Raw genomic sequence first — 24605 nt, forward strand, 5'->3', positions numbered from 1 at the left:
TGACTGATGGATTTTAGCCGCCTCAACTGGCAGCCAATCTGGCTGAGTCTGGAACTGGCATTGCTGACGACTGTTGTACTGCTGCTGGTCGGTACGCCGCTGGCCTGGTGGTTGTCGCGCCAACAGGGGCGGTGCAAGTCGATCATTGAGGCGGTGGTGGCCCTGCCACTGGTGCTGCCACCCACGGTGCTGGGCTTTTATCTGCTGATTATTCTTGGGCCTCAGGGCTGGGTCGGCCAGTTCAGCGACTGGCTCGGCATTGGCCGCTTGCCCTTTACCTTTACCGGACTGGTCGTGGCCTCCAGCCTCTACTCCCTGCCCTTCGTGGTGCAGCCGATTCAAAATGCCTTCACCGCCATGGGTCGCCGACCGATGGAAGTGGCGGCCAGCCTGCGAGCCTCCCCCCTGAATGCCTTTTTCACCGTCGCGCTGCCGCTGGCACGGCCCGGTTTGCTGACCGCGGCGGTGTTGGGTTTCGCCCATACCCTGGGGGAGTTCGGCGTGGTGCTGATGATCGGCGGCAATATCCCCGGCGAAACCAAGGTCGTCTCCGTCGCCATTTATGATTATGTCGAAAGTCTGGATTACGCCTCCGCCCATGCGCTGTCCCTGCTGATGGTGGCGTTCTCCTTTGTGGTGCTCTGGCTGCTCTATCGCCTGAATGCCCGGAGTCTGCACCATGCTTGATGTGCGCCTGGAGGATCAGCTCGGCCAGTTACAACTCTCGCTGGATCTGCACCTGCCCGACCGGGGCATCACCGCCATATTTGGCCCGTCGGGCAGCGGTAAAACCACCCTGCTGCGCTGTATCGCCGGGCTGCACGAACCTGCGTCCGGGCGCATCCGTTTTCGCCAGCAGGTCTGGCTGGAACGTCAAAGCGGTGACAGGCGCGGACGCAGCGAGCAGCAACTGCCGACCTGGCAACGCCCTATCGGTTACGTCTTTCAGGAAGCCGGGCTGTTCAGCCATTTGAGCGTCGAGAACAACCTGCGTTACGGCTATTCCCGCATCCCGGACAAGGCTCGCCGTATCGGCTGGCAGGATGCCATTGAGGCCACCGGCATCGACGGGTTGCTGACCCGCCAGCCGCAGACCCTGTCGGGCGGAGAACGCCAGCGCGTTGCTCTGGCGCGGGCGCTCCTCACCAGCCCGCAACTGCTGCTCTGTGATGAGCCTCTGGCCGCGCTGGATGCCAGTGCCCGCCTACAGCTGATGAATTACCTTGAGGCCATCTGCCGGGACTTCCAGCTCCCCTGCCTGTACGTGACCCACTCTGTCGCTGAAGTCGCGCGACTGGCGGATCATCTGCTGCTGATGGAGCAGGGTCGCTGTCTTGATAGCGGCGCCGCCGAACAGCTGATGACCCGGCTGGATCTGCCCCTCGGCCAGCGTGCCGATGCCGAAGCCTTGTTACTGGGGCAGGTCATTAATACCGAATTTGGCTACGGCCTTTGTCAGATTGAGTGCGATAGCCAGGCGCTGCTGGTGCCGCAACAGGCCCACCGCGCTATCGGCACGCCCGTGCGGGTGCAGGTTCTGGCGCGGGATGTCAGCCTGAGCCTTGAGCCACCGAACCAGAGCAGCATTCTCAACAGCCTGCGCTGCACGATTGATGCGCTGCAGCCGGAAGGGGATGCTTACATGCGCGTGCGTCTTCGTCTGCGCGAGCAAACCCTGCTGGCCCGCCTGACGCGCTATTCCGCTGACCGGCTGCAACTGCGTGACGGCATGGCGGTGTATGCCCAGATCAAGGCCGTCGCTCTGGTGAATGATCAGCCGCCCGCCAGCTAAGCGTTACTCTCCTTCACTCCCCCTGCGGTCTTGAACAAGGCTCATGAAATGCCGCCAAAGTGTGCGGCTTCTGCAGCATCCGGTCGGAACTTCCGCAGGAACCACGGCAACTAAAACTCTATCGCCACCCTTTCGAGTTGATTGCCGTGATTTCGAACCTGAGCTCCCTCGCCCGCCTTCAGGGCTCAAGTATTGCTACTGGTGCTGCTACCGCAGGGGCAACACAGGAGCCGCAGGGCGCAAAGCAAAAGCCCGGGATTCCGGCAGGCACCCTTGAAGCGCTGGAGCAGCGCCTCGATCAGCTGCGTCAGGCCGGCACTACCGGCAACCTGCATTTTGGTTTATTGCAGCACTTCGATTCACAAATGCGTCACGACAGAATGACCTCCGCCGACTGGCTCAAGAACAGCCCCTATGCCGAGCAGCGCCGGCAGGAACTGAAAGAAACTCCCGGCGGCGGCCACCTGTCAAAGCAATACGGCCTGTCGATCGCCGAGTCCCATCAGGAGGCGCAGGACAGCCATAACCGCACCCTGCGCCTCGGTAACGCTGGCCAGAGTGGCTACACCCGTTTTGATGAAGTCGGCGGCATGCACCAGCAGGCACGCGCCCGCTGGGAAGAAATGGGCGGTTCGCCCCGTGATTCCCTGCTGTTTATCAACACGCCCCATGGCGCCGCCTGGCTGACCGATCAGATTCACCAGCAGCGCCCCGAGCTGCGGGATAAACCCATCACCGCCCACCAGCTCTTTCCCGGTCTGGTGGCCATGCGCTGTCGTGACATCAAGGATGTCATCATTGGTGAGCCTATTCTTGGCAAGAGTGGCACCCGTCCTTCACCCTATGCGGTCATGGCCGCCGGGGCCGGGCCGTATAAGCCTCGTGGTATGGCCGATGTCGATACCCAGCACCAGCTCAGTCAGCTGATGGGAATGCGCGGCAGCTCCTGTGTGGAGAAGCTTCGCAGCCTGCCGCCGGATCACGGTCATGCGGCCCTGTCCAACACCGCCGCCAGCTTGCTGGAAGACCTCGCCCATGTGCTGAATGCCACCGGTTTTCCTGAACCCATGCGCCGAGACCCGATTCTGGCCAATGGCCTCGCGGCCATGCATGCCATCGCTGACACCCTGCCGACCCTGCACGGCGACAGCCAGAAATTTGCCAATGGCGTTCAGGTGCTGGCCGAAGAGCTGCACGTTTGCCTCGGCGCCTGTCGCCCCTACAGCCTGCAGCATCTGCATCAGGCGGCCTCGGCGATCCTTTGCCCCGAGCGCCTGCCGGTGAATGCCCTGCCACCGACCATGCGCCTTGCCAGCTCCGGCATGGGCGCGATTTCCCAGGCGCTGGATGTGGCCCGCACCATGACGTCCGTTCCCGGTATCAGTCATGCCCGTAATGCGGAGGGAGACGCCACGCCGGTGTACTTCGAAATGAGCCATATCCCGGATAACCCCAAAACCAACACCCTGCTGGCAACCCTGAACCAAAGCCTGCCCGGCGGTGAAGGTCGTCATAAGGCGGGCTGGGGCGTGCAGGATGTCATCAGCGCGGCAGAGCGTGGCCTGAAGGAGCGGCCCAACGCCCAGGAACCGCTGGTGATGGTGCTGGATGCCACCATGGAAACGCGGCACGACATGGCCACGCTGGTGGATCATTTCAAAGACCGGATCGCCAGTGGCGAGCTGAAGATGCTGGTGTGCAAGAGCTACCAGAAGTTTTCCAACCTCGGCACCGCAAAAGTGATGGCAGGCGGCGTGGGCCTGATCGGCCGTGATGACGACCTCTCCCGCGAGGCAGATCACAAGCTTGGCCTTAACGAGCATATGCAGGGGCTGATGAACAACCCGGAAAGCCAGCTGCTGACCCACATGCTGCGCAACCGCCACAGCGAATTTGACCTGCTCGACCGCGCCACGGCCAATGCCAGCTTCGTTAAAGAGCACTGCTTCAACGGCCAGAACGGCCATCAGGCCGCCCACGGTCACGATGCCCATCTGCCCTTTATCATCGTTAAGTCGGAGAAGTTTGGCGCTAAACAGCAGATGGATGTGCAGCTGAACTCCACACCGCCGGAAACCTACTGGAGCCTGCCGGACAAGATCACCGAGAAGTTCCCGGCCATGCAGCATCTGGCCAGCAAGATGGTCGAGAGCCGCTCCAGCTTCGGCTTTCACGGCACCACCTTCAGCGGTGTCGATGGCGTGAATGATGAACACATGCACCTGCGCATCAGTCTGGGTCAGCATACCCAGCAAGAGCTGATGGAGATGTTCTATCTGCCGAGCAAACTGATGAATCCTGAAGGCAGCCAGTGGGGCGTGCAGCAGGCCGGCCAGCACGTCAATGAGCTGGTGAATGACGCCCTGCGTGAGCATCCGATGCCACCGGGGCCGCCAGCGAACCTGGCACAACGCCTGATTCATATTGCCCGGGCTGAGCAGCATCGCCCGAGCGATAGCGAACGCCTGCATGCCGGTGTTGACCAGCTCAAGCATCAGCGCGGACGTGACGGTGGCGGCATGACCCTGAACAAGATCGCCTCCGTGGCGCTGCATCTGTCTGAGTTCATCAGCAACAACAGCTTTCCGCTGACCGAGCAGAATTTCGGCCCGGACCGCGCTGCGCTGGATTCCCTGCTGCATGGCCTGATTCATTCCGGCATGCCCGGCGTCTCCGAGCCGGTGCGCCAAAGCGTACTGAACCTGCAAAGCATGCTGCGCCTAAGCGACATGAAACATGGCGACCCGATGGACAGCGATGCGGCCTTCACCACCTGGCTGAATGAGATGGACCGCCTGCCCACCACCAAGGTCGGCGAGCTGAGTAACATCGCATCGCACATTCCGGAACAGGTCTATGAAATGGCGGGCCCCGCGATGCAGGAACGCCTGCTGAACCGGCTGACCCTCAACCAGCCGCTTCATGACCAGCTTGATGCCATCCAGACCCTGCTGAACCATCACGATCAACCGCTGATGGCCGAGCAGTTACTCAGCCGGATTGAGCAAAAACTGGATCAGGCCAGCCGTCAGCCCGGCATCGGCAGTGATCCCAGGCAGCTACAGAACAACCGCCAGTATGCCGACCTGCTGCGCCAGCAAATCCTGATGGCGCAATATCAGGCGGCGCATCGGGATGAGCGAATCATCATTGAGTAAGTCATGACCGAATTCGCCCCGAGTCAGCACCTTCCCTGCTGATTCGTCGAGGGATAAGACCCCGGCAAGGAGTGCTGCGCGATCAGATCACAACAATAACCGGGCGGAATACCGCCGGCCTGTGAGAGGGCACCACCATGAAGCTTTCCCTGCACTCATCCCTGGACCGCCTGTCCCGGATGAAACAGGCCATGCACTCTGAGCGCAAGAAAGGCGAGCCGGCAACGGCCGCTGCGCCAGAGAAAACCGTGCTGGAACAACGGCTGGAGCGCCTGCGCAACCAGTCCATGGGACAGGGCAACATGGCTCAGGCCCTGACCCAGGCGCAGCGTCGCCAATGGGATTTCAACGCCCTGACCCAGTCCGACAGTCTGGAAGAGACGGAATTTGCCGATATCCGCCGACAGGAGCTCGGTATTGCCGTCGGCGCCGGTGCCGATGAAGCGGCTCGCCAGTACGGCATTCGTTATGCCCGCACCACCAAACATCCCGACGATAGCGGCCATAGCCTGCGCTTTGATAACAGCGCTGATGGGCATTACCTGCGCGATCATCCTCTGTCCGACTATCACTTGCGCTGTATGGAGCTGCACCGGGAGCAGGGCGGCAAGGCCAATGACCAGATGCTGTTTTTTAACTGTCGGCAAAATGCCGAACGCGCCCTTGAAGCCATCACCTTTGAATCCATGCTGAACGGCTCAGGCTCCATGAGCTTTATGGACAAGCACGAACTCAAAGAGCTTCGTCCCGGCGTGCTGGCCTACAACGCCAACGAGCTTGATCATCGTACTTATGTCATCGCCCAGCATATTCTTGGCACCCACGGCGCGCGCCCGTCAGCCTATGCCCTGCAGGCCTCCACCACCGAGACGCCACGCGAGGCCAACCCCAGGCTGGATAACCTCGCCACGCTTGAGGACTTTACTTCCCCCGTCGACAAGGCTGTGGTTTCACAGCTGCAGGCGATGCCGGAGCAGCATTCACTGGCAGAACTCGCGCACACCACCGCGGATCTGATTCTGAGCCTGAAATCGAGTCTGGAGAAACATCCGGACCAGCAGCGCATCCGCCATGATCCGCTGCTGAATGAGGGGCTCAAGGGGCTGCACCGCATGGCGGCCATGCTGCCAAGCCTGAGTCACGACAGTAAAGCCTTCATGAATGCCTATCACGCCACGATGGAAGAGCTGCAAATCTGCCTGACCGCCAGCAAACCCTATGGTCTGGCAGATTTTCGCAAGGCGGCATCACAGATGTTGTCTGCCCGGCATTTGCCTGCGTCGATCCCGACCCCGCAGATGCATCTGGTGACCTCCGGCATGAATGCCCTGACCCTCGGCCATGAGCTGGCCAACCTGATGCACCACACCTCGCGGGTGGATGACCTTCAGCACCCGCAAACCGGCCAGTCGACCCCGCGCTATTTTGAGATCCCCAATATCCGCAGCATGATGTCGCCCGGCCGGGTGGATAACAAACCCGCGCCCACGGTGTTTGCCTCACTCAATGGCAGCCTGCCCGGCGGCGGTAAGGATGCCAAGGCCCAATGGGGCGTGGATGACCTCATCAGCAGTCTGGATGCCCGGCTCAAACAACAGGGGCTGCGCAGCAAAACCCTGACGATGGTGCTGGATGCAACCGTCGAGAAACGCGGCGACATGGACAAGCTGATGTCCCATTTCAGCAAGGATATCGCCAAGGGCAAGGTGCGCTTTATCGTCTGTAAGAGCTACCAGAAATACGCCAACCTCGGCAGTGCCAAGGTGATGGCGGGCGGCGTCGCTATTATTGGCAAGGATGACTCCCTGACCCAGGCGGCCCGCGAACATCTGGGCAAGTATGAGCAGGACCTGAACTGGATGGCTGGAAACGATGCGCAGCTGCTGACGCATTTACTCGGCCAGCGCGAGCATGAATTCAACCAGCTGGACCGTGGCACCCGCGCGGCGCAGTACCTGCGCAATCACCTCTTCACCGGTCAGGGGGAGCACAGCGCTCCCGTCCGTCAGGACATGCACCTGCCCTTCGTCGTGCTGGATCACAATTACGATGCCAGGCACCGCTTTACCTCGGAGATGAATCAAAAGCTGATTGACCTCACCATGGTCGGCAATAACCACCTGCCGGAAAAACTGATTCGTCAGCGCGATGGCTTTGGCTACCCGGAAACCAGCGTCACCTACCTGCCGCTGGGCGATCATAAAGGCGGCATGCGCCTGAGTGTCGGGCAGGAGTCCCCGGCCGAACTGACCGAGATGTTTTACCTGCCCAGCAAACTGATGCAGGCCTCCGGCAGTAACTGGACCGTTACCGGCGCGCTGAATGAAGTGCGCTCGCTGGTTGCAGGAGCGCTGCCGAAGGATGCGAAAACCTATCCGCTACCGCCACTGGCCGAGCGCATCAGCACCATTGCCCGGGCAGAAGCGCCGCAAACCCGCCTGAAAGACACCCTGAATGCCGACCCACTGGTGCAGCGCCAGTTGCAGGAGTCCGACCCCCATCGCGGCCTGACCCTGAACAAGATCGCCTCGGTGCTGGTGCATCTTGAGCACATGTACAGCTACAGCGAAGCGCGCCAGAAACTGGCCCTGGATATCGGTCGGCCGCCCTGTATTAATGACTCCGAGGGCGATTTCGATACCCCCTACGTCTCCGAACTGGTGGATGCCATGGTGCAGTCAGGCATGCCGGGGGTTTCCAGCGCCGCCCGGCTTTCGATTCTGAAACTGGGGGTGCGTCTGTGTCACAACCTGATGAACAGCGATGATCCACAGCATCAGCAACAGGCCATGGAAGCCCTTACCCAGATGGCGCTGCGCATGCCGGAAACCTCCTTACTGAATCATGCCTATGCGGGTGTGCCGGAAAAGGTCTTCGCCGACGCCAGCGATCAGGCCAGACAGTCACTGGTGGATGCGCTGGTGGTGCCACTGCCCGAAAGCACCCAGATGATCCTGGCGCAGAGCCTGCTGCTAAGCGATCAGGATCACAAGGCTGATGCGGTGCTCAATACGCTGGATGCCAAACCTCATTACGGCAGCCGCAACCCTGCCGCCGTGTTACTGGACACACCGGTCAGGCCTCCGGTGATGGCCGCCTCCGGTTCACAACCGTTGAGCCTGACAGCCTCCCAGATTCGGCAAAAGCTTGAGAGCAGTGAAAGCCCGTAAGGTTAGGCATTTGTCCCCCAGGCGTTGATTTATAAGGAAATACACCAGCCGGTTTCTCTGGCGCCGAGAAGGTTCCCAGAATAACTGGCTGGTTTTGACAAAAAAGACGGGAACTCTGGCCTGCCAGAGACAACTCATGCATCAACTTTTTATGGGAGAACCTCCGTGACCCTGCAACTGCATGGACTGAATCTGGCCCGGCCACTGAGACTGGAAGCAACCCCTGAGCAACAACAGGCTCAGGCGGCGCGCCAGCGGCTGGACCCAGGTACGCTGGAGTCACTGGAAAAACGCATCGACACCCTGCGCCATCAGCTGCCGCTGGCAGGCACCCTGCGCTTTGCCCTGATGCAACATCTGGCCCTGAGCCAGCGCCACCATCAAACGCTCAACCATGACTGGTTTTACCAGAGCCCTTTTTCCCAACGCCGTCGTCAGGAGCTGGCTGGCTTATCCGGCGGCAAGGCATTGGCCCTGCAGTACGGCACCACCATTGCCGAGCCGACGCTGACCGAAAGCCATCAGCGCTTGCGCATGCTGCGCATCAAGAATGAAACCGACACCCCTTACAGTCGCTTTGATGAGTACGGCGGCCTGCAACAGCAGTGTATGGCGCGTTACGTCGAACTCGGTGGTGGTGCGCATGACCCGGTGGTCTTTGTGAATTCCGAATACGTGGCCGCACAGCTGGCGATGGGGATGGAAGAGCAGATCCCGGAGGCCGCCGAAGCGCTGGTGCCGATGCGCCTTGCCACTAACCTTTACGCCATTGTCATGCCCCACGAGGAAGATACGGATCAGGCAAATACCCTGATTGGTCGCATTGGCGGGCGCCCCTCGCCCAACGTGGTGATGGCTGCACGTCTGACCGATCCGGGGGTTGAAACGCCCAATCTGGATATCGACAATCAGGCGACGTTGCGCCAGCTGCAATCACCCAAGGGTCAGGCGCTGATTCAGCGTCTGCGTGAGGTTCCTGCTGACCATGGTCATGCGGCGGTGAGTCATACCGCAGCGCGCCTGATCGATAACCTGATGGCAACGCTGCAGCAGCAGGGCTTTCCTCCCGCAGTCAAACACAGCGCCCTGCTGGCCTCCGGTTTAGGTGGCGTGATTCAGGCGGCCGAAAGTCTCTCGACCGTGCATGGCGACAGTCAGCAACTGGCCAACGTCTATCAGGTGATGATTGAGGAGCTGCACCTGTGTCTGGCCGCCAGCAAGCCTTATCAGCTGCAGGATCTGCATCAGGCCGCTGCGCCGATTCTCCATCAGGGCCAGTTGCCGGCGAATGCGCTGCCCGCCACCATGCGCCTGACCTCCTGCGGCATGGCCGCCCTGACCAATGCCTTTGATCTGGCCAACGAGCTGACCCCAACGCCCGGCGCCGCACTGGCGACCACCGCCAGCGGTGAGGCCACGCCGGTGTATTACGAGCTGAAGTTCGACCCGGACGATGCCCGCGACTGCAATATCCTCTTTGCCACCCTGAACCAGAGCCTGCCCGGTGGCGATGACCGCCATAAACCCGGCTGGAATGTGGACGATGTGATCAGCGCGCTGGACAAGCGCCTGAACCAGCCTGAACTCAACCGCGAGTCGGTCGTACTGGTGCTGGATGCCACGGTGGAGAACCGTCAGGACATGCCCACCCTGCTGAATCATTGCCACGATGCCATCGCAAGCGGCCAGCTGAAAATTCTGCTGTGCAAGAGCTACCAGAAGTTCGCCAACCTTGGCGCAGGTAAAGTGATGGCGGGCGGTGTTGGCCTGATTTCCCGTGACGACAAACTGGGACGCGCACTGGATGAGGCGCTGGCGGACTACGAAGCCCAGATGAACGTGATGGCCAACCCCGAAAGCCAGCTGCTGACCCACATGCTTCAGTGCCGCGACGAGGAGTTCAACCTCATGGAGCGCGCCACCGCCAATACGCAGTTTCTGGCCCGACACTGTTTTAGCGGTCAGGCGGGCCACAGCGCTTTTCGCGCCGTGGATGAGCACCTGCCCTTCGCCGTCTTTAAAACCGAAATGGAAAACCCGCGCCATCAGATCGAGCTGCACCTCTCCAGTGACAAGCAACCGGTGATTCCCTTTGATGCTCTCAAGGAGCGCCGCCGTAACGTCGATCAGCTCAGCACCCGTCTGATTGATATGCGCTCAAGTTTTGGCTTTATCAGCTCGACCTACACCAACATTGATGACGATGACATCGAAAATACCGCCCTGCGGCTGTCCCTCGGTCAGGAAACCCAGGCCGAACTGATCGAACGCTTTTACCAGCCCAGCCGCCTCATGCACGAAAGCGGCAGCCACTGGTCTGTGCCGCAGGCGCGCAACGAGGTGCTGGCGCTGGTCAATGCCGCGCTGGAGCAACATCCGCAGCCGGTCAATGCGCCCACCTCCCTGACCCAGAAGTTGGCGCATATTGCCCGCGCCGAGCAACCGGCCATCAGCAATGAGCAGCGCAGCCACAGCTCCCTGGCTGAATTGAGCCTGCAGTCCGGGCGCGATCAGGCCGGTGGTTTCACCCTGAACAAGATTGCCTCCGTCCTGCTGCATCTGGCCGAATTCATGACGCAGGAAAGCCGCCTGTGGGAGCGCGAATGTCTCGGGCCTGACCGGCCGCTGCTGGATGAGTTACTCGGCGCCATGATTCATTGCGGTATGCCGGGGGTGTCACAACCGGTTCGTCAGCATCTGACGGCGCTGCAAACCCAGCTGCGGCTGAGTGACCTGCGCTATGACCCGGAGCATACCCAACAGCATCTCGCTGACTGGCTGAACGATCTTGAGCGCCTGCCTGGTCATGGCGTCACCCTGGGTATTGCCGCGCATATTCCTGCACGGGTTTTCGAGGATGCCTCACGCGCAGAGCAGGAACGGCTGGTGCATCACCTGCTGGCACCGCTGGATCTGGACGGCCAGCTGCTGACAGTCAGCAGCATGCTGGCCCAGCAACCCAACTCGGATCTTGCCGAGCACATGCTGGCCAGCATTGAGCAGCGTCTGGATAGCGCCGCACGGCAGGCCCGCTCGCGACTGGAGCGTAAGCAGCAGGACTCTCGCCAGCATCAGGCCAGCCTGCTGCGCCAGCAGATTGAGGTGCGCGAACAACAGGGACGCACCGAGGAAAGCCAGCGCGGACGCCGCTGACAGCACCACAACAGGGATGCGCTGAAGCAGGCGCCACTGCCGCTTTCAGACCGCCAACAACAACCATAATTCCGGTGCCAGGGATGGCCAGGCACCTTCGCCTTGCAGGAGAACACCACCCATGAAACTGACCTCAGGTCACTCGCCACTCAGCCTCTCGCGTCTGCGCGATGCCTTACACAGTAATAACGATGCCGAGTCCAGTCGCCGCGCACCTCAACGCCCGGAGGTGGATCATCACGGGCTGAGTCAGCGGCTGGAGCAGCTTAAGCATCTGGAGCTGGGCAAAGGCCGCCTGAGTGAAGAAATCCGCAAGGAAATTGCCCCCCACTGGAGTTTTTACAGCGCCACCCATCAAGATGGCCTGATGGATCAGCCTTACTGCGAAATGCGCCGCAAGGAACTGCGCGGCTTGCCAGGCGGTCAGGCCCTGGCCGATCAGTACGGCATCCATTTTGCCCTGCGCAAGCTGCACCCCATGGACATGCCGCATCAGCTTCGCATCGAAAATGCAGCGGATTCCAAGTACCTGCGTGATGAGCCTTCTCACGGTTTTCATGCCCACTGCATGAAGCTGTTCCGGGAACAGGGTGGCTCTGCGGGCGCTCAGGTGTTGTTTGTGAACAGTCGGCTGGGGGCCGAGCAAATCATGCATGGGCTTAAACTGCCGCCACCGGTGATCGCCATGCACCTGAACTCGCCACGCCTGTTCAAGGAGCTGCAACCTGGCGTCCATGCGCTGGATCTCACCGGCCTTGGGCCAATGCAGGGCAACTGGGCCGCACGTTTCCTGCCGGTCTTTGGTGCCCGCCCCTCCGGCTACAGCGTGCGCAACAGCAAGGACACCGGCGCTTCGCGGCAGAGTACCAGCGTCAATAACGAGGCACTGCTCAACTCGCTGAAATCCGACAGCAAGGACAGCCCGACCCTGCGCCTGCATGGCGTACCGAAAGAGCATGCGACCGGCCCTCTTAGTCATACTGCCGCCGACCTGATTGAGTCACTGGTAAAAACGCTGGAGCCACGCATCAAGGGTGACCTGCAGCAGGACGTACTGCTCGCGGATGGCCTGAAGAACCTGCACCATGTCGCCAGTATGCTGCCCGCCCTGAGTCACGACTCACGGCTGTTTAACAATGCCTACAGCGCGCTGATGGAAGAGCTGCAACTGTGCCTTTCCGCCAGCCAGCCCTACACCCTGAAAGACTTCAAACGTGCGGCCATGCCACTGAGCCAGCCGCCCTCCTTGCCCAGGGATGTGATGGGCGAAAGCTTCCTGATGACCTCCGGCATGGGCGCACTGAGCCTGGGTCATCAGATCGCCGCAGACCTGAGCGGTAATGATCTGGTGGTCAATGCCAAGCTACCGGGCAATCGCGAAACTCCCTGCTATTACGAAGTCAGCCAGTACCGGACGATTCCCAATCCGCCCAAATCCAGCGACAGAATGGCAACGCTCTTTGCGACCCTGAATGCCAGCATGCCGGGCGATGGCAACAACCACGCCAAACACTGGAATGTCGATGATGTGATTGCCGCCACCCGCCAGAACCTGCAAGGGCGCGGCCTTCGCGACAAGCCACTGACCCTGCTGCTGGATGCCACCGTCGAGAAGCGCGATGACATGGACAAGCTGGTGGGCGCCTTCAGCAAGGAGCTGAGCAAAGGCAAACTGCGCATTGTGGTCTGCAAGAGCTATCAGAAATACGCCAACCTCGGCAGCGCCAAGGTCATGGCCGGCGCCGTGGGTCTGATCGGCAAGGAAGACAAGGCCACACTGGCCGCCGCCGAACGTCTGCTGGACAGCGAAGCGGACATTAACTGGATGCAGGGCAATGATGCCCAGCTGATGGTGCATCTGCTGAAGCAGCATGATCACGAGATGAACCTGATTGATCGCGCCAGCGAGAACGCACGTTTCTGCAAGGACAACTTCTTCAGTGGCGAAGGCCGCCAGATGGATGCCCTGCATGACAAGCACCTGCCCTTTATTGCCGTCCCCATTGGTTTTCAGGCCAACAATCACTTCTCCGCGCAGCTGGGTGATGTGCAGTACAGCAACAACTACTACAACTCGGAAAACCTGCCGAGCGCGCTGGTACGGATGCGTGATGGTTTCGGCTACAACGAAACCAGCCTGGGCAATATCCCGATGACGCCCGGCATGCCGACCGCCCTTCGCATTACCGTCGGTCAGGAGTCTCAGGCGGAGCTGACCGAACGTTTCTATATGCCAAGCCTGCTGATGCACACCACCGGCAGCGACTGGAACCCGAAACGCGCTCACGATGAGGTGATGAAGCTCATCAGCGATGCCCGTCAGGATCTGCCGGCTTCCCTGAAAAATGCGCCCCTGTCCGAGCAGCTTCGCGCCATTGCCGCGAAGGAACAGCCACGCAGCCACAACCCTGAGGATCTCTCGACCTCGCCCACCCTGCGCCGTCAGGAGAACGAACAGAACGGCAAGCCCGGCTTCACCCTCAACAAGGTCGCCTCGGTCATGGTGCATCTGGAGGAAATGCTGCGGGTGGGTGAACGCTTTGCCCGTGCCCGTCCGGGCGATATTGATCGCGAGCATTTCAACAGTCTGGTGGATGCGCTGGTGGACTCCGGCATGCCCGGCATTTCCAGTGCCAGCCGTGCGCTGATTCTGCAACTGCAAAGCTCGCTTTGCAGCGTCGACATGCAGTCGGATGACCCGGCGCGGCAGCAACAGGCGCTGGAGCGACTGGTCCACGTGGCGACCCGCATGCCTGAACTGGCGCGCAACACCAATGCGCTGATGCGTCTGCCGGATAACGTCTTTATTGATGCCCCGGATGCCGTGCAGGACGGCGTGGTCGACAGCCTGTTCCGCCCGCTGCCTGGCAACACCAAGGAAAAGATGATCGAGCTTTTCATCAACAATGAAGAGATCTACAAGGCCAATGCCTGCCTGCGCTCTTTGGAGGATCCGGGACATTACGGCAGCCGCCATCCAACAGCAGTACTGGTTGATGGCCCGGCTCCCAAGCCGGTCGAGCAGCCAGCCCAGAGCCTGCAGGCAACGTTGCTGCGCGAGAAACTGAACCAGACCAGAGATGCCCGCTACGGTTTCGATACCTGAGCACAGTGACACTTCCCTGCTGTCGCGCCGATTTTTCGAGCACGGCAGCAGGGAGTTTTGCTCATGGTCCTGGCGTCACCCCCTCCCGCGATGCAAGCGGGATTCCGTCATGATGCCGACAACCGGTCTCGTAACCACGTCGCACTGACCGGCGTGGAGGAACTGCCCACGACTCTTCACCACTTAGCCACTAACTGAACCGCCTCTCAGGCATCTTTTTTACGTGGCGAAGGGAGAAATCCGCTATGTCTCTGCGACTGTCCGCGCTCGATCTGGCCAGAACAGCGGGCCTTTACTCCCGAAATGCATCCGCCGCTCAAGGTACCGAACACAGCGACAAACCGGCGCATCTGGACTCCGCCGGGCTCATCGCCGGTTTTGAAAGCCGGATCGCTCGTCTCAGGCAGGAACCCGGCAACCTGCAACAACTGCTGAATGCCCACCTGCAGCACCGCCATCAGCACAACAAAGCGGTGATGAAGGACTGGATCTCAGAAACACCCTACGCCGCAGAGCGTAAGGCAGCCCTTGGCAAGATTGCCGGTGCGGAAAACATCGCCGCCCACTACGGACTCTCCAACGCCGAGACCATCAACAACGATAGCCAGATGCCCTTTCGCCAGCTGCGTCTGGAAAATGACGCCAGCAGCCCCTATGCCCGCACCCTGCCCGACCCTTATCACGATGCCTGTCTGGCGCGTTATGTGGAAGCAGGCGGCAATCGCGGCGATAACGTGCTGTTCGTGAATGGCCGTCTGGCGGGCAGCAAATTACTGGGTTACATGAAACCGCACCTACAGGACAAGGCGGAGCTGAAGCCGGTCGGTGAAGGGATCATGGCGGTGGTCTTTAATAACGCGCGTGATCAGCAGATCACCGATCACTTTGTCACCATTCTGGGTTCGCGCCCTTCTGCCTATCGGGCCCTGGAAGGCAGCAATGGCGAGGTTCGCCAGCGCCTGCCTGACTATGGCGTTGATACCCAGCAGCAACTGCATGCCCTGCGCGACAAGACGCTGCCGCTGCTTGGCAAGCTGCCTGCAGACCACGGCCACAAGGCGCTGAACGATACCATTCTTGCCCTGCTCAACAGCCTGATCGAAACCCTCGACCCTCAGTGTGAGGATGCCTATTTCCACGACCCGATTCTGTCCAATGGCCTGCAGGCACTGACCACCATCGCCGAGCGCTTGCCAGGTCTGCACCATGACAGTCAGCAGTTTGCCAACGCCTACAGCCTGCTGATGGAGGAAATGCTGGTATGCCTGAGCGCCGTCAAACCCTACGGCGAGGAAGATTTCCACAAGGCTGCTTCTGCGCAATTGGCGGGCCATTGTCTGCCAGCGCATCTGACCGCGCCTACCATGCATCTGACCACCTCAGGCATGGCCGCTATCAGCCACGGGATTCGTCAGGCCTGTGACCTCACCGGCGAGACCCGCCACCAAGTGCTCACCACGCCCGAGGGCAAAGCCACACCGCTCTATTTCGAGCTGAATGAGCTGCCCAAAACCACCGCCGACTCAAAAGTTCTGCTCAGTAGCCTGAATGCCAGTACGCCAGCGGTGGGCAGCGCCCCTGAACATAACTGGGGGCCAGAAGATGTGATTGCCGGGGTGAAACACCATCTTGCCCAACAACAGGATGCTGTTTTCCCAAGCTATCTGGTGCTGGATGCCACCGTGGAGCAGCGCGGTGATATGGAGAAGGTGGTGCGGGCACTGGCGCCGGATATTGATGCAGGCCGCCTGAAAATTTTCGTCGGCAAGAGCTATCAGAAGCATGCCAGCTTAAGTAGCGCCAAAGTGATGGCGGGCGGCATCGGCCTGCTTTCCAATGATGATGATCAGGGTCAGATTGCCCGTTCCGGTCTGGCGATTCAGGAGCGGATTCTGAACTGGATCGATAACCCTGAAAGCCAGCTGATGACCCACATGCTGAAAAACCGCGAGCGTGAGTTTGATCTGCTTGAACGCGCCACCGGCAACGCCCGCTTTGTCGCGGAAAACTTCTTCAACGGCAAGGGGCTGAATGCCGCCTTCGCCGCCCATGAAAACACTCTGCCCTTCGCCATTATTCACTCCGAGCAGCAGGCAGGCCGCCACATGCTCGACCTGCATCTGATGGTCGGCAGTGAAGAGCTGAATCTGCAGCCGAGCGGCATGATGTCCATGGGCAGTATCGACCACCTCTACAATCAGCTGCTGCCCATGCGCTTCAGCTTCGGCTTTGCCACCACGACCATGAGCCCGATCACCTCCGCCGATGAGCCGATTCAGAAGATGCGTCTGTCCTTTGGTCAGGAAACCCGTGGCGAGCTGGCCGAGCGTTTTTACATGCCTGCCAAGCTGATGCATCTGGGCGGCAGTTACTGGAGCTGCCCCAAGGCCTACGTGGAAATGATGAATCTGGTGGAAGATGCCCTGCGCCAGCATCCGCTGCCACCTGAGCTGCGTGGCGGCTCTCTGGAGAGCAAGCTGATGCATATCGCCCAGGCCGAGCAGGCCAGTAGCGCGCCCATCAGCGCCGATGATCACAGCCTGATGCAGCAACAGCAGGCCGGTCGGGATACTCAGGGCCTGACCCTGCCCAAAATTGCCTCCGTGGTGCTGCATCTGGCGCAGTTACTCAACCAGCATGCGGACCCTTCCGAAGGGATCGCCCGTGGGCCGGATCGCGGCGTCCTTGATGACATGCTCAAGGGCCTGATTCGAAGTGGCATGCCCGGTATTTCCACCCCAACGCGTGATGCGATCTTTACCCTGCAGGCCAACCTGCGCCTGAGCGATATGGGCTTTGCCACTGAAGAAGAAGCTGACCAGCAGTTCAAGGCCTGGCTGGATGACATGGACCGCATGCCCGGCAGCAGCTCTGCTCATCAGATGCCCGGTAACCTGCCCGAGGAGGTCTTTGAGCGCGCCTCACCGCAGGATCAGGAGCGTCTGGTCAATCATGTGATGAACTCCATGGCCGTACCGGATCTGCTGTCGATCATCGGCGAACTGACCCGCATGGATATCCATCACAGCCTGACCGACAAACTGCTGACACGCATGGAGCAGCCAACGGCTCGTCCGGCGGGTGCTGGCACCCAGGTCTCGACCCTTGATCAGCAACGGATCCAGACGTTGCGCCAACAGCGCTCCAACGGTGCCGCAACCTTTTGGGGCCATTCCATTTTTACATCATCGTCTGCGGATTCGATCTGATCCGCACCACCGCTGATCTCTGAGGACGCAGCCTTGGTTCGACTCACTCTTTCGGCGCTGGATCTTGCCCGCTCCGCTCAGGCTCAGCAGGCTGAACAGCCAGCGCAGGCGCACACCCAGGATCAGGCCGCGTTACAGGGTCTTGAAGCGCTGGAGCATCGTTTGCAGACCCTGCGCCAGCAGGCGCCCGCAGCAGGCAGCCTCGAACAGGCGCTGCATCAGCATTTCAAACAGCATACGAATCACCAGCAGGCCCTGCTGGATGACTGGTTTGCTCAAAGCCCTTATGCCCAGCGCCGTCGTTTCGAGCTGTCTCAGGCCGGTGGCGGTGAAGATATCTCCGCTCAGTACGGCATCAGTATTGCCACTGAGCAAGAGGAGGAAGACAAGGGCGCCTATCGCAAATTGCGCGTCGATGACCCTTCAGCCAGCTATTACCAGCGCGCCGCCATGGAGAGCCACAGCGGCTTTCGCGAACAGAGCATGCGCCGTTACATGGCACTGGGCGGCAAGGCGGATGACCACGTCAGTTTTATCAGCTCGAGCCGTCATCTGCGGGAGCTGAAAAGCCTGATGAAACCTCGCCTGGAAGGCCGGATCAAAGCCATGGAGATGGGACCGGGCATGATTGCCCTGACCTTTTCCAGCGCCAGGGATCAGGAAGCCGGCGAGCACTTCATCAATATCAAAGGCAGCCGCTCCTCGCCATACCGGGCATTCACCGGCCCGCAGGGCAGCGTGACACCCCGCCGTACCGACCCGGCCATCAGTAACCGCGCCACGCTGGCAACACTGACAGAACCTGCGGAAAACAGTCTGATTCAGCGGCTGCAGAACATTCCTCATCACTACCAGCATGCCTCGGTTCTGAATACCGCTGGCGCCATGCTCGACAAACTCCAGCAGGTGCTGTCGCACATTCCTGAGCGGCTGGAGCATGACCTGTTGCTGGACAGTGGCCTCAAGGCACTGGTGGCGATCAGTCAGGCGCTACCTGCACTGCAACAGGACAGCCGTACACTGAACAACGCTTTTCAGATTCTCTGCGAGGAAACGCAGGTCTGTCTGGCGGCGACCAAACCTTACACCCTGAATCACTTCCGGGAAGCCGCTGCACCGACACTGGCACCTCAGGCGCTACCACCGGGCGTACCGGAGCCACGCATGCGTTTAACCAGCTCCGGTATGGCCAGCCTGACGCAGGGGCTGGATATGCTGCAGTATCTGGAAGACACCCCGCTCTGCCATGCCATGACCGACAAGGGCGAGCACACGCCGATTTACTTCGAGCTGGGAAAACTACCCCACTCGCCAGAGGGCCGGCTGATGTTCGCCACCCTCAACCCCAGTCAACCAGGGGAAGCCGAAACCCACAAACCGCACTGGAATGTGGATGATGTCATCAACAGTATCGATACCCGGCTCGCCAGCCTGAGAAGGAGCGAACCGCTGTTTGTGCTGCTGGATGCCACCGTGGAAAAGCCCAATGACATGCACAAACTTCTCAGCCATTGCAGCGAGGCGATTGCCTCAGGACAGCTCAAGTTTGTGGTTGCCAAGAGCTATCAGAAATACGCGACCCTCGGTAGCGCCAAGGTGATGGCCGGCGGGATCGGCGTTATCTCCAGCGATGATGATTACGGCCGCAAGATGAATGCCGAACTCGATACGCTGGAAGGCAAACAGCGTTGGCACCGCAACCCGGAAAGCCAGCTGCTCACGCACATGCTTTACTGTCGTGACAGCGAGGCAGGCCTGCTGCGCAAGGCGGCCGATAACGCGACCTTTGTCGCGGAGCAGTTCTTTCACGGGGAAAATGGCCATGCGCGCCTGATCGCCAAGGATAATGATGCGCCCTTTGGGGTTTTCCTCACCGAGCTTGAAGGCAAGCGCCACCGTTTTGATCTGAACCTGCAGCCCGAAGGTGACCGTAAGGCCACGATGCCGCGTGCCACGACCACCATGGCCCAGCTCAATAAGCAGCAGGTCGCCATGCGCTCAAGTTTCGGCTTTAACGATACGGTCTTTAGCCCGCTGACCCGCCGGGAGCCTTATCTCACCATGCGTCTGGCTTTTGGTCAGGAGTCTCGCGCAGAGCTGACCGAAGCCTTCTTTATGCCCAGCCTGCTGATGCATCCGCAAGGGTCACGCTGGGATATGCAAAAGTCCTTCGAGCTGTTTCGCCAGCAAGTCACCCTTGCCCTTAAAGCGCATCCGCTACAGCCCGCAGAACGGCCTGAGGCAGCGCAAATACTCAGCCATATTGCCCGCAGCGAACGCCCCTCCGATGCAGAGTTTCTCGTTCGTCATCCGCAGCAGCTGGAACAACGCCCCAGCCTCGATGAGTCCCGGACGCAGAGTTATACGCTGAATAAACTGGCCTCTATTCTGTTGCACAACAACGCCATGATCCGACGCATGATTGACCCTGAGGAAGCGCCGCTGGATGGCCCGGACCGGCAACTGCTGGATGCCATGCTGGAGCCAATGATTCATAGCGGCATGCCCGGTGTCAGCACGACGGCGCGGCAGGATATTCTGGGTATGCAATCACTGCTGCGTATGGCGGACATGCTGCATGACCCGGATAACCGCGCACAGCATTTCCACCGCTGGCTGGATGATCTGGACAGACTTCCCATGACGGCTATCGTTCAGGAAGACTTCACGGATCTCCCCGGGGAAGCCTTCAGTGAAGCCTCCCCGGCGGATCAGAACCGGCTGATTCGTCACCTGAGCCGCGCCCTGAGCCTGCCACGCCAGCTGGATCTGGTCGCCGGCCTGGTCCGTGAGCGTAGTCATCTGGCATTAGCCGGTGCGCTATTGACTCATGCCGAACATCAGCTCGATGCGGATCATTCCGGCATTGAGCCTGATGCCCAGTCCCGCGTGGCCCAGGCAAGAAACACCATGAAGATCGGCCTGCTTCATCAGCTGTTGCAGCAAACGCTGGATGATGAGTCGCGCTCGGGCTAAGGGCTAATACGCCCTTTGGCTATCTAATGGAACTGAAAGTGGGCTGACCCCACACACTGCTGCATAATTCTTGAACAGGAGGTTGTGGTGTCACTTACCATCAAAGCGCTGGATCTGGCTCATCCACTTCATCAGGCAGCAGACGCCACGACCGCACCCACCATTGATCACGGCCCTCTGGAAGAACGCCTGCAAGCCATGCGGCTGGCGCCGCCGCAAAGCGGTTCACTGCAGCAGGCCATGCACCACCACTTGCATCACCACTGGCAACATCGCCAGCAGGTCAATCATGACTGGCAGGATCAATCCCCTTATGCGCAGCAGCGCCGCGACAGCCTGAGCAAGCTGACAGGCGGGAAAAATATTGCGGCCCAGTACGGCATCTCCATCGCCAAGCCAATGGATGCAGAAACCCTTATGCGTGGTCGGGAGCTTCGCACTGGTAACAGCGCCGATGCCCAGTACACACGCTCCGCCCCTAATGGTGGTTTTACGGAAGAATGCATGAAGCGCTATGTGAAAGCCGGCGGACAGCGCAGCGATCATGTGGTGTTCTTCAACAGTCCGAATGCCGTGCGCCAGATGATGTCCATGCTGGGTAACAAGTTCACCAGCCCGCAACCCAAGGCGCTCGGCCATGGCCTGGTGGCGCTCAGGTTAGCCACCGAGGAGCAAGCCGATCTGGCCGATAACTTTGTCGCCATGATGGGTGCGCGCCCATCGCCCTATCGTGTTGCAGAGGCCGAACTGAGACCCACACCGATTGCCGCTGACCCGACGGTGAATACCCATCGCCTGCTGGCAAAACTGCGTGGCGAAGGCAGTGATGTAAAAAGCCCGATCCAGCGCCTGCGGGACATTCCCGATAATCATGGCCACGCGGCACTGGCTCACACAGCAGCCAGTGCAGTTGAGCTACTGGTCAATAAGCTCGAATCAGAGCCATTGCATCGCCGCCATCAGCATAATCCGATCCTCGCCAATGGCCTCAAGGCCCTGACCCAGATCGCCGAGCAACTTCCCAGTTTGCACGGTGACAGTCACAGCTTCTGTGCTGGTTATCGGGTGCTGATGGAAGAGTTACAGGTGTGTCTGGCGGCAACCCGTCCTTATACGCCGATGGATTATCGCCAGGCGGCCTCTTCGCATCTTGCCGCAGAAACACTACCCAAGGGCCTGCCACCTGCCATCATGCATCTGACAACTTCAGGCATGAATGCCATTACCCAGGCTTTTGAGCTTGCCTCCCGGATGACCAGCAAACACGGCGTGGACTATGCAAGGACACCGGCGGGTGATGAAACGCCGGTCTACTTTGAAGTGGATCTGCCCCGACGCTTTATTGCCCGTGGCGCGGAAAGTAACAGCCTCTTTGCCACCCTTAACCTCAGTCAGCCCGGCGGCGAAGGCCTGCATAAAGCTGGCTGGTGTGTTGATGATGTGATCGCCGCGACCGACAAACGCCTGCAGCAGCAAAACGGGGATGAGCCCTTGTGCCTGATTCTTGACTCCACGGTGGAAAAGCCCGGTGACATGAGCAAGCTGACAGGACACTTTGGCGAGGCCATCGCCGCTGGCAAACTGAAGATTCTTGCCTGCAAGAGCTACCAGAAGTTTGCCAGTCTTGGTTCATCCAAGGTCATGGCGGGAGGTATCGGCCTGATCACCAATAATGATCCCTACGGTCAGGTCATGCATAAGATGCTTAACCAAACCGAACAGGAATCTGGCCTGCACAATAATCCGGAAACCCAGTTACTCAGTCACATGATGCAACTGCCGCAGCATGAGATGGCGCTGATCGACAAGGCCTGTGACAATGCCCGTTTTGTCAGCGAGCACTTTTTCCACGGCAAAGATGGCCACAGCAAGCTTGCCGGACACGATAGCCACCTGCCGTTTATTACCTTCAAAAGTGAGCAGGGTGAAGAAAAGCTGAATCACTTCAGTGCTTCTCTGATCGCTGGTGAGCAGACTGAACACAGCGCTCAGGCAAAAGAGCAGCTTAGCCCGGCGCTGATCCCTACACGCAGTAGCTTTGGCTTCCCGGAAACCACCAAATCCACGATGTTTGCAGTGGATAACAACAAGATGTTGATGCGCCTCGCCTTTGGTCAGGAGACGCAAGCAGAACTCACGGAGCGTTTTTATCTGCCGAGCCGCTTGATGCACGAGGAAGGCAGCCAATTCAGTGTTAATCAGGCCACAACGCTGATTAATGAGCTGACCGCCGAAGCACTGAAACAGCAAAATCTCTCAGGGTCAGGCCAAAGTCTGGCTCAAAAGCTGCGTCAGATTGCTCAGGCAGAGCGCCCGATGCTCACGGAAAAGCAGCGCCTGACGGCCTCTCCGGAGCAATTACAACTGTCGCAAGGCCGTGATGAAGGCCTATACAGCCTCAATAAAATTGCCTCCGTGCTGAACCACACGGCAGAGCAGCTCCTGGCAGCCACCGATTTGCTTGATAACCCGTGCTCCGGACCCGATCGCGAGCCTCTGGAGACGGCTCTGCATGGGATGATTCACAGTGGCATGTCTGGCGTCTCAACGCCGGTCAGACAGCGTATTCTCGATCTTCAAACAGCGCTGCATCTGAGTGATATCAAACATGCACAGAGCGATGTCGAAGCCGATCATGCGTTACAGCAGCTAGGAAGCGATCTCAGCCTTTACCCCAATTTACCTCTGTCGCTGAATAAACTGCATGAGTTGCCCGATGCAGTGTTCAAACGGGCTGATGCTTCACAACAGGAGCAGTTGATCACATCACTCTTCAATCCGCTGGATCATGAAAGTCAGCTACGCTTGGTTGAAGGGCTCATTACCGGCAGGCAGCATCCGGAGCTGGTCAGCAAGCTACTGGATACGCTGTCGGAGAAACCCGTCTCAGCGGGGGCGCCCTCTGACAGAACCCAGTCACACAACCTGAACAGCTTGCTGATAAGACAGAGACTCAGCACATCGGCTGAATAGACAGCCCAAAGAACATACGAAGAATATTTGACAACATAGCAGCCGCTTTCTTGGCTATTCGAACTAAATAAAAAGCCCGCATTAAGCGGGCTTTTTATCAGATGACGAAACGAAAGTAGGATCAGGAATCAAAGTTCTGGTTCATGTCCAACGCAGGCATGGCACACCCGGACTCTCCCACCACTTTCGCTGGCACGCCAACCACTGTGGTATGAGCAGGAACCGCTTTCAAAACAACACTACCAGCACCAATCTTGGCGCCCTCACCTACCTCAATATTACCAAGTACCTTCGCACCAGCAGCAATCAGCACTCCTGCTCGAATCTTGGGATGACGATCGCCGGTTTCTTTACCGGTTCCGCCCAGAGTCACCGACTGCAGAATCGATACATTATCTTCTACCACTGAGGTTTCACCGATCACAATACCTGTCGCGTGATCAAGCATAATGCCTTTGCCAATCCGTGCAGCAGGATGAATATCCACACCGAACACCACGGATATCTGATTTTGCATAAAGATAGCGAGCGTCCGTCTTCCCTGGCGCCACAACCAGTTCGCTACCCGATAGCCCTGAAGCGCATGGAAGCCCTTCAGGTACAGTAATGGCGTCAGATACTGCTCAACCGCAGGATCACGTTCAACGGTCGCCTCTATGTCCGCACAGGCCGACTCAAGGAGCTCAGGCTCACCACGAAAAGCTTGCTGAATGATTTCGCGGATAGTGATGGCGGGTACTGTTGTGCTATCCAGCTTGTTCGCGAGATGAAAGCTGATCGCACAACCGATATTGTCATGATTCAGGACAGTGGAATGGAAAAAGCTGGCAAGCATTGGCTCTTGCTGACTCTGCTGCTGAGCTTCGCCTCGCAAGGTCTGCCAGATACGGTCGGTGAACTTGGACATGGATAAACCCTACTACCATCACTACAAGATGGGTAAGTTTGTCGACGCCTTCCGGTAAATTCAACCAAGAAGGTATTATTTCACGCATAAAAAAACACCCTGACCATCTCTGATCAGGGTGTCGGTGTTGGATGCCTGGCAATGACCTACTCTCACATGGG

11 protein-coding genes are annotated in these 24605 nt (G+C 59.3%); 10 read left to right on the forward strand and 1 reads right to left on the reverse strand.

What is annotated here, in order from left to right:
- The first annotated feature begins 6 nt into the window (after positions 1–6).
- The 10 genes from modB (at position 7) to ACKC9G_RS17100 (ending at position 23537) form a co-directional block, all read left to right on the forward strand.
- A complete protein-coding gene (modB, locus tag ACKC9G_RS17055) occupies positions 7–687 on the forward strand; it encodes a molybdate ABC transporter permease subunit (RefSeq protein ID WP_411407626.1) in 681 nt (226 codons plus the stop codon).
- On the forward strand, positions 680–1792 hold the full coding sequence (modC, locus tag ACKC9G_RS17060; RefSeq protein ID WP_411407628.1) for a molybdenum ABC transporter ATP-binding protein: 1113 nt from the start codon (positions 680–682) through the stop codon (positions 1790–1792). The genes modB and modC overlap by 8 nt, the downstream gene beginning before the upstream one ends.
- Before the next feature lie 146 nt (positions 1793–1938).
- Entirely contained in the window at positions 1939–4950 is a 3012-nt protein-coding gene (locus ACKC9G_RS17065; RefSeq protein WP_411407630.1) for a hypothetical protein, read from the forward strand.
- 137 nt (positions 4951–5087) lie between these two features.
- Entirely contained in the window at positions 5088–8120 is a 3033-nt protein-coding gene (locus ACKC9G_RS17070; protein ID WP_411407632.1) for a hypothetical protein, read from the forward strand.
- 165 nt (positions 8121–8285) lie between these two features.
- Positions 8286–11273: a hypothetical protein gene (locus tag ACKC9G_RS17075; RefSeq protein ID WP_411407634.1), complete on the forward strand. Its 2988-nt coding sequence runs from the start codon at positions 8286–8288 to the stop codon at positions 11271–11273.
- A 121-nt stretch (positions 11274–11394) separates the two neighbouring features.
- A complete protein-coding gene (locus tag ACKC9G_RS17080; protein WP_411407636.1) occupies positions 11395–14379 on the forward strand; it encodes a hypothetical protein in 2985 nt (994 codons plus the stop codon).
- Positions 14380–14442: 63 nt separating this feature from the next.
- Positions 14443–14577 carry a hypothetical protein gene (locus ACKC9G_RS17085; protein WP_411407638.1) on the forward strand — a complete coding sequence of 45 codons (135 nt, stop codon included), beginning with the start codon at positions 14443–14445 and terminating at the stop codon, positions 14575–14577.
- A gap of 47 nt (positions 14578–14624) precedes the next feature.
- The gene (locus ACKC9G_RS17090; RefSeq protein WP_411407640.1) at positions 14625–17588 is read left to right on the forward strand and encodes a hypothetical protein; all 2964 of its coding nucleotides are present in this window, start codon (positions 14625–14627) and stop codon (positions 17586–17588) included.
- Between the two features lie 33 nt (positions 17589–17621).
- A complete protein-coding gene (locus ACKC9G_RS17095) occupies positions 17622–20564 on the forward strand; it encodes a hypothetical protein (RefSeq protein ID WP_411407642.1) in 2943 nt (980 codons plus the stop codon).
- Positions 20565–20651: 87 nt separating this feature from the next.
- Positions 20652–23537, forward strand: coding sequence for a hypothetical protein (locus ACKC9G_RS17100; protein ID WP_411407644.1), 2886 nt, complete (start codon positions 20652–20654; stop codon positions 23535–23537).
- Positions 23538–23658: 121 nt separating this feature from the next.
- Here the strand turns inward: ACKC9G_RS17100 and cysE are convergent, their stop codons facing one another.
- Positions 23659–24444 carry a serine O-acetyltransferase gene (gene cysE / locus ACKC9G_RS17105; protein WP_411407646.1) on the reverse strand — a complete coding sequence of 262 codons (786 nt, stop codon included), beginning with the start codon at positions 24442–24444 and terminating at the stop codon, positions 23659–23661.
- Positions 24445–24605: the final 161 nt, after the last annotated feature.

The organism is Pokkaliibacter sp. CJK22405 (assembly GCF_046614695.1).
Taxonomy (GTDB): domain Bacteria; phylum Pseudomonadota; class Gammaproteobacteria; order Pseudomonadales; family Balneatricaceae; genus Pokkaliibacter.